The 11,938-nt window shown below is 69.7% G+C and carries 13 protein-coding genes; 6 read left to right on the forward strand and 7 right to left on the reverse strand.

The window, feature by feature from the left end; translation table 11 throughout:
* Positions 1-50: 50 nt before the first annotated feature.
* Positions 51-578 carry a M48 family metallopeptidase gene (locus VF330_RS08955; RefSeq protein ID WP_330851040.1) on the reverse strand — a complete coding sequence of 176 codons (528 nt, stop codon included), beginning with the start codon at positions 576-578 and terminating at the stop codon, positions 51-53.
* 194 nt (positions 579-772) lie between these two features.
* On the opposite strand from VF330_RS08955, the gene VF330_RS08960 reads away from it, so the two are divergent.
* The 4 genes from VF330_RS08960 (at position 773) to VF330_RS08975 (ending at position 3,708) form a co-directional block, all read left to right on the forward strand.
* Positions 773-928, forward strand: coding sequence for a DUF5679 domain-containing protein (locus VF330_RS08960; RefSeq protein ID WP_176946781.1), 156 nt, complete (start codon positions 773-775; stop codon positions 926-928).
* Positions 929-973: 45 nt separating this feature from the next.
* Entirely contained in the window at positions 974-1,774 is an 801-nt protein-coding gene (locus VF330_RS08965; RefSeq protein WP_330851041.1) for a hypothetical protein, read from the forward strand.
* Positions 1,771-3,081 (forward strand): AarF/ABC1/UbiB kinase family protein, encoded by a 1,311-nt coding sequence (locus VF330_RS08970; protein WP_330851042.1) that lies wholly within the window; start codon positions 1,771-1,773, stop codon positions 3,079-3,081. The genes VF330_RS08965 and VF330_RS08970 overlap by 4 nt, the downstream gene beginning before the upstream one ends.
* An 84-nt stretch (positions 3,082-3,165) precedes the next feature.
* Positions 3,166-3,708 (forward strand): hypothetical protein, encoded by a 543-nt coding sequence (locus tag VF330_RS08975; RefSeq protein ID WP_330851043.1) that lies wholly within the window; start codon positions 3,166-3,168, stop codon positions 3,706-3,708.
* A 634-nt stretch (positions 3,709-4,342) separates the two neighbouring features.
* Here the strand turns inward: VF330_RS08975 and VF330_RS08980 are convergent.
* The 4 genes from VF330_RS08980 to VF330_RS08995 all read right to left on the reverse strand — a co-directional run bounded on the left by VF330_RS08980 (position 4,343) and on the right by VF330_RS08995 (position 8,384).
* Positions 4,343-5,215 carry a class I SAM-dependent methyltransferase gene (locus VF330_RS08980; protein ID WP_330851044.1) on the reverse strand — a complete coding sequence of 291 codons (873 nt, stop codon included), beginning with the start codon at positions 5,213-5,215 and terminating at the stop codon, positions 4,343-4,345.
* 286 nt (positions 5,216-5,501) lie between these two features.
* Positions 5,502-5,822: a WhiB family transcriptional regulator gene (locus VF330_RS08985; RefSeq protein WP_035911966.1), complete on the reverse strand. Its 321-nt coding sequence runs from the start codon at positions 5,820-5,822 to the stop codon at positions 5,502-5,504.
* Between the two features lie 96 nt (positions 5,823-5,918).
* A complete protein-coding gene (locus VF330_RS08990; RefSeq protein ID WP_330851045.1) occupies positions 5,919-6,161 on the reverse strand; it encodes a hypothetical protein in 243 nt (80 codons plus the stop codon).
* 153 nt (positions 6,162-6,314) lie between these two features.
* A complete protein-coding gene (locus VF330_RS08995; RefSeq protein WP_330851046.1) occupies positions 6,315-8,384 on the reverse strand; it encodes an ATP-dependent DNA helicase UvrD2 in 2,070 nt (689 codons plus the stop codon).
* A gap of 60 nt (positions 8,385-8,444) precedes the next feature.
* Here VF330_RS08995 and VF330_RS09000 point away from each other — a divergent pair, with 60 nt between their 5' ends.
* Positions 8,445-9,176: a DUF4191 domain-containing protein gene (locus VF330_RS09000; protein ID WP_330851047.1), complete on the forward strand. Its 732-nt coding sequence runs from the start codon at positions 8,445-8,447 to the stop codon at positions 9,174-9,176.
* Between the two features lie 72 nt (positions 9,177-9,248).
* On the opposite strand, the gene VF330_RS09005 is transcribed toward VF330_RS09000, so the two are convergent.
* Positions 9,249-9,722 (reverse strand): RDD family protein, encoded by a 474-nt coding sequence (locus VF330_RS09005; protein WP_330851048.1) that lies wholly within the window; start codon positions 9,720-9,722, stop codon positions 9,249-9,251.
* A gap of 169 nt (positions 9,723-9,891) precedes the next feature.
* Between VF330_RS09005 and glnA the strand changes: the two genes are divergently transcribed.
* Complete coding sequence (glnA, locus tag VF330_RS09010; RefSeq protein ID WP_330851049.1) at positions 9,892-11,316, forward strand: type I glutamate--ammonia ligase; 1,425 nt, start codon at positions 9,892-9,894, stop codon at positions 11,314-11,316.
* A 140-nt stretch (positions 11,317-11,456) separates the two neighbouring features.
* Here the strand turns inward: glnA and VF330_RS09015 are convergent.
* A partial coding sequence (locus VF330_RS09015; RefSeq protein WP_330851050.1) for a hypothetical protein occupies positions 11,457-11,938 on the reverse strand: 482 nt, incomplete at its 5' end.

An 11,938-nucleotide genomic window follows, 5' to 3' on the forward strand; every position in this document is an offset into this window, starting at 1 on the left:
CGAAGAGCCCGGCGAGCACACCCTCGCCGGGCTCTTCGCGTCGTGGTCCGTCAGTCCTCGGAGATGCCCCAGCCTGCGGCGGCCGAGAGTCCCTCCAGGTAGCCCATGGCCCGCTCGGTCTTCTGGTAGCGGTGGACCCACTCCCAGAAGTCCTTGCCGTGCCCCGGGACGAGCAGGTGCGCGAGCTCGTGCACCAGCACGTAGTCGAGCACCCACGGCGGCACGTCGCGCAGCCGTTCGGACACCCTGATGGTGCCCTCGCTCGGCGTGCACGACGCCCAGCGCGTGCGCATGGGCGGCACCCAGCGCACGCTCACGGGGTCGGCGAGCGACTCCAGGTAGCGCGCCGACAGCTCGGCACAACGCGACATGAGCGCCTCGTCCGACGTGCGCGCAGGGGACTTCCTGCGCGTCTCGCTGCGCTGGAGGCGGCTCAACATCTCCGCCACCCAGTGCTTCTCTTCCCCCTTGGTCATCCGTGCCGGCAGAAGGACGACCACTGTGTCGCCCTCCCGGTACGCGCTGACCATGCGGCGGCGCCGGGAGCTCCGCCGCACCTCCACCCGCGGTTCGGCCATGCAGTCACCGTAAACGTCGGCACCGACAAATTTCCGCCCCCAACCGGCCGCAGGCGCGCACCCGGCGGGTGAAGTTCCACCGAACGGCGGCTGGACACGCGCGGGAACGACATGCGCGGAATCGCGGCCCCGCGGAGGTACCGTCGCGCCAAGGTCCCGAGTGTGTCCGCACTCACAACTGCAAGGGAGGGGCTGTGGCCGAGACCTACAACGGCTACTGCGTCAAGTGTCGGGAGAAGCGCGACTTCGACGGACAGGTCGAGGAAACCAACGGCCGGCGCATGGCGAAGGGCACCTGCCCTGTCTGCGGGACGAAGATGACGCGGATCCTCGGCAAGGCCAAGGTCTGACGTTTCCGCTGGCAGGGGGCCTCGCCCCCTGCCAGTCTCTCCCTCGTGGACACCAGACCCCGCGTCCGTGCAGGCCTCGCCGTGGTGCGCCGCGGCCCCGGTGCCGTGCAGGTCGGCACCGACCCGAAGCACGCCGTGGTGGTCGACTCGCTGCCCGAGGCGCTGGTCGACGAGCTGCTCACCCTGGACGGCCGCCACACCGTCGCCGAACTGGGTGAGAGGCTGCGATCGCGGGGCGAGGACCCCACCCAGCTGGGTGAAGTTCTCGAATCGCTCAACGAGGCCGGACTGCTCGACAACGGCTTCCCCGCGGCCGGTTCCGCGGTCGCCGTGCAGGGTGCGGGCCACCTCGCGCTCTCCATCACCTCGCTCCTGGCGGAGTCGAACGTCCGGCTCGCCCACCACGCCGACCTGGTCGTCCTCGCGGCCACGCTCGTGCCCGACCCGACCGTCGTGAACGGCCTGATGGCGTCCCGTACGCCGCACCTGGCCGTGCGGGTCCGCGAGGGCGTCGGCATCGTCGGACCGCTGGTCCTGCCCGGTCGCACGAGCTGCCTGAACTGCGCGGACCTGCACCGCACCGACCACGACCCGGCGTGGCCCGTCATCGCCGCACAGCTCGTCGGCAAGCCCGCGTCCTCCGACGTGCTGTTCGCGTCCGGAACGGCGGCGCTGGCCGTCGTGCAGGTCCTGGAGTCGCTCGTGCACCTCCGCGGCCACGCCCCGGCACCGCCTCCAGTGCTCAACGCCACTGTCGAACTCGACCTGGTGGCGGGCGTGGCTGAGAGGCGAAGCTGGTATCCGCACCCTGACTGTCAGTGCTCCGCACATAACATGGCTGTGTGACCGAGATTCCGCGCAAGGCCGTGCAACGCACCGCCAAGCTGGCGAGCCTCCCGCTCGGGGTGGCCGGCCGGGTGGTGGGCGGCTGGGGGAAGCGACTGACCGGACGCGCGGCCGACGAGGTCAACGCCGAGGTGACGGCCAAGACGGCGGAGCAGGTGTTCGCCGTGCTCGGCCAGCTCAAGGGCGGCGCGATGAAGTTCGGCCAGGCGCTGAGCGTGTTCGAGGCGGCCGTCCCGGACGAGCTCGCGGCCCCGTACCGCGAGGCGCTGACCAAGCTCCAGACCGCGGCCCCGCCGATGCCCGCCCGCACCACGCACCGTGTGCTGGCCGAGCAGCTCGGCTCGGCCTGGGCGAAGCGCTTCCAGTCGTTCGACGACGAGCCCGCCGCCTCGGCCTCCATCGGCCAGGTGCACCGCGCGGTGTGGCACGACGGCCGCGACGTGGCGGTGAAGGTCCAGTACCCCGGCGCCGACGAGGCCCTGCGCGCCGACCTGAAGCAGCTGCTCAGGTTCTCGCGGCTGCTCCAGGCGATCATGCCCGGCGCCGAGGTGCGCCCGCTGCTGGAGGAGCTGCGCGACCGGTACCTGGAGGAGCTCGACTACCGCGACGAGGCGGCGAACCAGCGCACGTTCGCCAAGGCCTTCGAGAACGACCCGCACGTCGTGGTCCCCCGCGTCATCGCCTCGGCACCCAAGGTCATGGTGACCGAGTGGACCTCGGGCGTCGGGCTGTCGAAGATCATCCGCGAGGGCTCGGCGGAGGACCGCGACCGCGCGGGCCAGCTGCTGGCCGAGTTCCACTTCTCGGCCCCGTCGCGCTCCGGCCTGCTGCACGCCGACCCGCACCCCGGCAACTTCATGCTGGGCGACGACGGCCGCCTGCGCGTGATCGACTTCGGCGCCGTGGCCCGCCTCCCCGACGGCCTGCCGAAGACCCTGGGCCTGATGACGAGGCTCGCCCTCGAGGGCCGCCCCGACGACCTGGTCGAGCTCCTGCGCACCGAGAACTTCATCCGCGAGGGCATGGAGCTGCACGGCGAGGACGTCCTCGGCTACCTGGCCCCCTTCGTGGAGCCGCTGCGCACCGAGTCGTTCCACTTCACCCGCCGCTGGCTCCAGTCGCAGGCGGAACGCGTCGGCGACCTGCGCGGCCCGGACTCGCAGACGGGCAGGTCCCTGAACCTGCCGCCGCAGTACCTGCTGATCCACCGCGTGACCCTGGGCGCGACCGGCATCCTCTGCCAGCTCGACGCCCACGTCACGGCCCGCGAGATCGTGGCGCGCTGGCAGCCGGGCTTCGACGACTGACACGTCCGGGTGAACCCCCGCCGAGTTGTCCACAGGTTGGGGTTCACCCCCTTTCCACTGCTCCTGATGGGCCACGATGACCTCATGGCCCACATCGCAACCACCGCTGACCTGCGTCATTCCGGCTTCTCCCCGAGGCAGATCCGGCACGCCTGCACCCCGACCGGCCCGTGGCAGCAACTGCTGCCCGGCGTGGTCCTGACCAGGCCGACCCCACCGACCCGCCTGGACAGACTCCGCGCCGTCCAGTCCTTCACGGGCCCGGCATCGGTCATCACCGGCGCGGACGCCCTGCTCCGCCAGGGCGCCACCCTTCCGCTCCCCCGCCACGTCCACGTCCTGGCCGGCGGCAACTCCCGCCGCACCCACCCGTGGATCCTGCTGGAACGCACCACCCGCCCACCCGACCCGGTCGTGCGCGACGGCCTTCGGCTCGCCCCTCCAGCGCGAGCAGCCGTGGACCTGGCCCGCCGCGAACCGAACCCCCGCGCGGTCGTGGCTCTCCTCGACGCCGTGGTGGACGCCCGGTTGTGCACGCCGGGCGAGCTGCGCGAGGAGCTGCTGGTGTGCAGCCGACGGGGAACAGCCCTGGTCAGACAGGCCTTACGCCACCTCTACCCGACCTGACGCGCGGGGCAGGGCACGGCGGACGTCCTGCGCGCCTGAGACCTGAAGCGAGTGAAGACACGGCGGGTCTCCTGCGCGCCCGACCTGATTTCGCGGACGCGGGCGAGCTCACCGCGGCGGGCCGAGCGACTTGTGCGGTGACCTCAGCCGGACTCGGCAGCCAGCCCAGGTTTCGCTGTCCTGGTCCAACCCAGCCCACTTCGATCAGCCCGATCTCAACCCGGCCCGGTCCCTGCCAGGCCCATCCCAACCTGGTCGGCCCATCCCGACCTGACCTGGCTCAACCGGCCTGGCTCAGTCCAACTCGGCCAGCCCCGGTCCAACTGACCCGGCCCGACCGGCCTGACCCGACCGACCTGGCCCACCTCATCCCGGCCCGCGCTAGTCCAGGCCCGGCCCAACCAGCCCCAGCCGACAACAACCCGGCCCACGCCGGTCCTAACCCCAGGCCAGGCCCAACCCCGAGGTCAGCGCCAGTACTCGTCCGGCAGCTTTCCCTCGATGTCCCGCACGTGGGCCTTGGCGCACACGTGGCACAACCACCGCACACCCCCACCAGTCCGCTCAGAACACCAGGCCAGGAACTCCAGGTCGGAAACGGAGGAACGCGAACGCCCACACCTGTGGCAGGACGTCATCGCCGCCGTCCCACGTGGACGGTGTCCGTCTCCAGCAGGAACACGTCCTCCCGCGCCCCGACGAACTCCGAGTCCGAGGGGTTGAGCAGCCGGCGCAGGGCCGCGCGGTCGGCCGGGTGCAGTGACGGCCCGGTGACCTCGGTCAGCCAGGTCAGGCGGTCGACCGCCCAGTCGCGCACGAGCTGCTTGGCCGGGGCCGGGTGGTCGACGACGAAGCTGAAGGCGCTGATGTCGCCGAGGCCCGCGTCGGCGAGGGCCACGTTCCAGCCGACGGGCAGGCGGACGGTGCCGGTCATGTTCTCGCGCATCGACACGAACCACGACGCGCGGGCCGCGGCCATGCGGTCCTGCAGGCCCGGTTCGCCGACGCCCAGGTCCCAGGGCAGGAAGCGGGTTTCGAGGCCTCCCTCGGCCAGGGCCAGCCAGCCGCCGGGAGCCAGGGCCGAGACCAGGCGGCGGACGCCGCGCAGCTGGTCGGGGAGGTGGTGCACGACCCGGGAGCCCCAGATGAGCTCGACCGGGCCGGTGAACGACAGCGGGTCTTCCGCGGAGAGGTCGGCCAGCACCGGCTTGACCGACACGGCGCCGTCGGTCGCGGCGCGTGCCGCGGTGCAGGCCGCGTCCAGCAGTTCGGGGGTGGCGTCGACGAGCACCAGGACGCCGCCGCCGTGGTCGCGCAGTGCTGCCGCCAGCGGCACGCTCATGGAGCCGGCGCCGCAGCCGACGTCCATGACGACCGGCGAGTCGGGCAGGGGTGCGACGAGTCTGCGGGCGACAGCGGAGAGCGCTTCCGCCTGCAGGGAGCCGTAGCGCCTCATCGCGTGGAGCCGGGACGACCAGTCGATTCCGTCGTGGGTGTGGTGCGGCACAAGGGGGACGGTACGGAGGAACGGCCGAGGCCGCCATCCACCTTCTCGTGGATGACGGCCTCAGCTCGAGACTGTCAGAGGTCGAAGCGAGCCGCTCTGCGTCCCGCCCATCGCGACAACCTGCGCCAACGTTGCGCTGACGCGAGGCGGTTCGCCAGGCGTTGCTCTTCAGCGAACCTCTGGGCTTCTTGTATTCGTATTCGCACGAGCTCTTCGTTCAGAGACATGGGAGTCAGGCCCTCGTTCCGGTAGGCGGGGATCGCGTTGTTGTTGAGCTGCACGGTGCTCATGCCGCCGACTCCGTCCTGCTGGCCGGAACAACTGCCGCGTCCTTGCGCGGACGGCCACGGGGCCGCTTCCGCGCGATGACGACACCGCGCTCGAAGATCTCTCCACCCCAGACGCCCCACGGCTCGTGACGGGCGAGAGCACCGGCGAGGCACTCCGCCAGCACCGGGCAGGTCCCGCAGAAGGACTTGGCCTTCTCGAGGTCGGCCGGCGCGTCCGCGAACCAGAGGTCGGGGTTGTGGGTGCGGCAGGGGATGTCGAGCCCCTCCGCGAGGTCCGGAAGTGTCTCGCCGGTGAGCGGGACAGTCGCGGTCAACATCAGGGTTTTCTCCTTGTGTGGGGTACTGCAAAAACACGAAAGCCGCGGACTCTGTGCGAGTCCGCGGCTTTCGTGAGCCTGGTGGTCCTTCGACCCCTATGGGGTCGGCAGGAGCCTTCTCACATGATGCGCGGACAGCGCATTCGTGTAGTTGTCAACGTCGCCGACTGCGGGCAGCACGACCGGCTGCTCGATGAGCAGATCGGTGCCGCGCTCACGGCCCAGCGGAGCCACTGGCCGGTGGGCAGACTTCTGCCACATGGCCTGAGCGGAGGTGGACGTGCAGAAGCCCTCGGTCAACGGGAGGCCGAGCGCGCGCGAGATGCTGAAGATCTTCACAACGGGCCACCTCCTCCGAACAAGAGAGCTCTGCGATCGAGAGCTTGTGCGAGTAGTAGTTCTTCTTCCCCAGACGGGTCCTCCGGACCCGGCATGAGCAGGTTATGACCCCGTCCCACGGGCTCGCAACCTATTTAACGAAACTTGTCCCGATCAGGTGGCGGGGTAGCCGACACCGGCTCGGACCAGGCCCAACACGTCGTCACCGAACTTGTCGAGCTTCGAGGCGCCGATGCCCGAGATCGCGACGAGTCCCGCCGTGTCCGTGGGGCGCTGTTCGGCGATCGCCACGAGCGTCGCGTCGGTGAAGACCACGTACGCGGGCACCTTCAGCTCCCGCGCCCGCACCGAACGCCACTGGCGCAGCGACTCGAGCAGTTCTTCGTCCACATCGGACGGGCAGGTCCGGCAACGACCGAGCTTGACGGCCTGCGCGTCGACCAGGGTCGCGGTGCACACCCTGCAGGTCGGCTTCTCCTTCTTCATGAGAGGAGGGCGCTGCGCGCCGCCGGATACGCGTGCGGCCGGGTGGTTCTCCGGCACGAGGCTGTAGAGGAAGCGCGAACGGCGCCGGTACTTGCGCCCACCGGCCGCGCGCGCCAGCGCCCACGACAGCCAGAGGTGCTCACGCGCACGGGTGACGCCCACGTACAGGAGGCGGCGTTCCTCCTCGATCTTCGCCTCGTCGCCGTCGGCGTACTGGATCGGCATCGTGCCCTCGACCAGTCCGACGAGGAACACGGCGTCCCACTCGAGGCCCTTCGACGCGTGCAGCGACGCCAGCGTCACGCCCTCCACCGTCGGCGGGTGCTGCGCCTCGGCGCGCACGTCCAGCTCGGCGCAGAACCGCGGCAGGTCGGCCTCGGGCGCGGAGGTGGCGAACTCCTCGGCGAGCTCCACCAGGGCGAGCAACGACTCCCAGCGCTCGCGCGCGGATCCACCGGTGGGCGGCTCGTCGGTCAGCCCGACGCGGCCCAGCACCGACCGGACGACCTCGGGCAGGCTGCCGGGCACCCCGCCCGCCGTGCGCAGCGCGATCATCGCCTGGCGCACCTCGGCGCGTTCGAAGAACCGCTCGCCGCCGCGCACGAGGTAGGGGATGCCGAGCGACGCGAGCGCCTGCTCGTACACCTCCGACTGCGCGTTCACCCGGTAGAGGATCGCGATCTCGGAGGCCGCGACGCCCTCGTCGAGCAGCGCCTTGACGCGGCCCGCGACCGCGTCGGCCTCGCTCGGCTCGTCGTCGAACTCGTGGAAGCGCGGCACCGGTCCGTCGGGGCGCTGCCCGATGAGGTTGAGCCGCGAGCCGGCGGGGCGGCCGCGCGCCCACTTGATGACGTCGTTGGCCAGCGCCACGACCTGGGGCGTCGACCGGTAGTCGCGCTCCAGCCGCACGACGACCGCCTCGGGGAAGCGCCGCGCGAAGTTGAGCAGCGGCTGCGGTGAGGCGCCGGCGAACGAGTAGATGGTCTGGTTGGCGTCGCCGACCACCGTCAGGTCGTCGCGGCCGCCGAGCCACGAGTCGAGCACGCGCTGCTGCAGCGGCGTCACGTCCTGGTACTCGTCGACGACGAAGCAGCGGTAGCGGTCGCGGAACTCCTGCGCGACCTCCGCGCTGTCCTCCAGCGCGCCCGCCGTGTAGAGCAGCAGGTCGTCGAAGTCGAGCAGCTGCGCCTCGTTCTTGAGCTGCTCGTAGGTGGCGTAGAGCTTCATGACCTGCTCGGCGGGCGCCGGGATGTCGCGCGCGGCGCGGGCGGCGGCGACCGGGTAGTCCTCCGGGGTCAGCAGCGACGCCTTGGCCCACTCGATCTCGCTGGTGAGGTCGCGCAACGCGTCGGTCTCCGTCGGCATCCCCAGCCGGGACGCGGCGCGGGCGACGACGCGGATCTTCTGGTCGACGAGCTCCCAGCGCGGACCGCCGATGACGCGCGGCCAGAAGTAGCGCAGCTGACGTGACGCGGCGGCGTGGAACGTCACGGCCTGTGCGCCGTGCACGTCCAGGGAACGCAGTCGCGTGCGCATCTCCCCCGCGGCGCGTTTGGTGAACGTGACCGCCAGGACCTGCGACGGAGCGACATGGCCGCGTTGGCACAGGTAGGCGATGCGGTGCGTGATGGTGCGCGTCTTGCCGGTGCCGGCACCCGCCAGCACGCACACCGGGCCGCGCGGCGCCTCGACCGCTGCGCGCTGTTCCGGATCGAGACCCTCCAGCAACGCGTCCATCCCCGCAGTCTCGCAGATGGCCGATGCAATGCTGAGACCAGCGCGCCGTATCCTGTGCTCATGGCTGGTAAGCAGGACAAGGCGGCTGCCAAGGAAGCGGCGAAGGTTCGCCGCGCGGCATCACGTGAGCGGCGCAAGCAGATCTTCGAGGCGTTCAAGATGCAACGCCGCGAGGACAAGGCGCTGATCCCGCTGATGCTGGCCGCCGTGCTCGGAGCCACCGCGATCGCCGTGGTCCTGGGCCTGGTCTTCGACGCGGTCTGGATGTTCGTGCCGCTGGGCGTCGCGATCGGCGCGCTGCTGGCCGTGATCATTTTCGGCCGCCGCGTGCAGAGCAACGTCTTCCGCAAGGCGGACGGCCAGCCCGGCGCCGGCGCGTGGGCGCTCGAGAACCTGCGCGGCCGCTGGCGCGTCACCCCCGCCGTCGCGGGCACCACCCAGCTCGACGCCGTGCACCGCGTGCTCGGCCGTCCCGGCGTGGTCCTGGTCGCCGAGGGCGCGCCGCAGCGCGTGAAGCCGCTCCTCGCGCAGGAGAAGAAGCGCATCTCGCGCGTCGTCGGCGAGACCCCGATCTACGACTTCATCATCGGCTCGGGCGACGGCCAGGTCCCGCTGAAGAAGCTCCAGTCGACCCTGATGAAGCTGCCGCGCAACATCACGGCCGCCCAGGTCGACTCGCTGGAGACCCGCCTGGCCGCGCTGGCCAGCCGCGGCGCCGCGCTGCCCAAGGGCCCGATGCCGGCGGGCGCGAAGATGCGCAACGTCCAGCGCACCCTGCGCCGCCGGGGCTGACACCCGCCACCACCACGTGGAGAGGCCTGCCGCACCATCCCGTGCGGCGGGCCTCTTCGCGTCCGGAGGGGCCTAGCGGACCCTGACGACGACCGTGCCGGCGGCCTTGTCGTGCAAGCACCGGCCGTCCGCGTCCCAGACCAGCGCCGGGATCAGCGGGAAGATGAGGATCGTGCGCAGCAGCGCGCGCGGCAGGTGCACGTACGCCTTGCCGTCGATGCGCGCCACCCGCAGCCCGAGCAGCGCGTGCCCCGGCGTGAACCCGAAGTACGCGACCGCGACGACGGTGATCACGAACCAGGCCAGCAGGCTCCAGTTCTTCGGCAGGTCAGGCCTGGTGAACAGGCCCGCGACACCCGCCGCGAGGAGGAAGTCGACGAGGATGGCGAAGGTGCGCCGGCCGATCGAGGCGATGGAGCCGGGACCGTCCTTCGGGAAGCCGTGACGCTCACCACGCCAGCGCTGCTGGGTGCCGTCGGCCGAGTCTCCACCCGGCGACAACACGGAATCAGGTCCTGTCAGCCACGATCCGGTCCACCTGCTCACTCCTCCAGAGTAAGCCGGTGAACGCGGGGTGAGGACCGGCAGGTCCGCTTGCCCCCTCCGACCGGCCCGTTAACACTGGCGAAACATCGGAGTGACGGACGGGCAACACCGCCGACATACGGTCGCTCGCGATGACAAGCCGTTGTCCATAGTCAAGGAGTCGACGAGGGTGTTCAAGAATTCCGACGAGGTGCTGAAGTTCATCACCGACGAGGGCGTCAAGTTCGTCGACGTGCGGTTCAGCGACCTGCCCGGTGTGATGCAGCACTTCACGCTGCCGGCCAAGGCGTTCGACGCCGACGCGATCGAAGAGGGTCTCGCCTTCGACGGCTCCTCCGTGCGCGGCTTCCAGTCCATCCACGAGTCGGACATGCTGCTGCTGCCCGACCTGTACACCGCGCGCCTGGACCCGTTCCGCATCGAGAAGACGCTGATCGTCAACTTCTTCGTGCACGACCCGTTCACGCGTGAGGCCTACAGCCGCGACCCGCGCAACATCGCGCGCAAGGCGGAGCAGTACATCACCGACTCCGGCATCGCCGACACCGCCTACTTCGGCGCCGAGGCGGAGTTCTACATCTTCGACTCGGTCCAGTTCGACACGACCGCCAACTCCGCGTTCCACAAGATCGACGCGGTCTCCGGCTGGTGGAACACCGGCCGTGAGGAAGAGGGCGGCAACCTCGGCTACAAGGTCAAGTACAAGGGCGGCTACTTCCCCGTCACCCCGAACGACCACTACGCCGACCTGCGCGACCAGATGGTCCTCAACATGGAGGCCCAGGGCTTCACCGTCGAGCGCGCCCACCACGAGGTCGGCACCGGCGGCCAGGCCGAGATCAACTACAAGTTCAACACGCTGCTGCACGCCGCGGACGACCTGATGCTGTTCAAGTACATCATCAAGAACACCGCGTGGCAGGCAGGCAAGTCGGTCACCTTCATGCCGAAGCCGCTGTTCGGCGACAACGGCTCCGGCATGCACACGCACCAGTCGCTGTGGAAGGACGGCGCGCCGCTGTTCCACGACGAGAGCGGCTACGCGGGCCTGTCCGACACCGCCCGCCACTACATCGGCGGCATCCTGCACCACGCGCCGTCGCTGCTGGCCTTCACCAACCCGACGGTGAACTCCTACCACCGCCTGGTGCCGGGCTACGAGGCCCCGGTCTCGCTCGTGTACTCCCAGCGCAACCGCTCGGCGTGCGTCCGCATCCCGATCACGGGCAACAACCCGAAGGCCAAGCGCATCGAGTTCCGCTGCCCCGACTCCTCGGGCAACCCGTACCTCGCCTTCTCGGCGATGGTCATGGCGGGCCTCGACGGCGTGAAGAACAAGATCGAGCCGCCGGCCCCGATCGACAAGGACCTCTACGAGCTTCCGCCCGAGGAGGCCCGCGACGTCAAGCAGGTCCCCGCGACGCTGGACGCCGTGCTCGACAACCTCGAGGCCGACCACGAGTTCCTGCTCGAGGGCGGCGTGTTCACGCCGGACGTGATCGACACCTGGATCTCGTTCAAGCGCGAGCAGGAGATCGACCCGCTGCGCCTGCGCCCGAACCCCTACGAGTTCGCGCTGTACTACGACGTGTGATCGGCGCGGGGCTTTGACCGGGCGTTTCACCGGTTGAAGCCCCAGCCAGGCCGTCTCCAGGCCGTCCAGCGTGGAGAGGCCGCCTGATCGACCGAGGGCCGGGTGACTGTCTAAGTCGCCCGGCCCTTGCACATTGCGGATCAGTACATTCCGTTGTTGCAACTGACGTCATAATTTTGAGCCCACTCGCGAACCTTCCTGTCAGCTCGCATAAATTCCCTAGGCACCAAGGAACCGTCACGAGTGAGCTGACTAGGCTCCGGCAGCCCGAAAGCTTGGAAGGGTCCGATCAGCGCGTTATAGGCGACCACAAGGCGATCTTGCATACTTTCAGTGGCACTAAGATCCGCAACAGTGGAGAACCTAGTCGGTTTATCTAGGCGACGAGTCCTTGCAAACCTCTTAGCACGCTCTGGAATTAGCGAATCAACAAGCTCGATTGAACGATCAAACCCTGACGGAGAAGGCCTTCCATAGAAGCCCGAAATAACTTCCGCCGTTCCCCATGCACCCACCCGTCCGGATGCCCACATAGAGCAAAGGTTAGTTAGCACAATCGAGAAATCAACCAGCCTCGCATCATTGATGCGGTAGACATTATTCTCCGAGTCGATATCGCGGA

Origin of the sequence: Lentzea sp. (genome assembly GCF_036380075.1) — a bacterium.
In the GTDB taxonomy this organism is placed as follows: Bacteria; Actinomycetota; Actinomycetes; order Mycobacteriales; family Pseudonocardiaceae; genus Lentzea.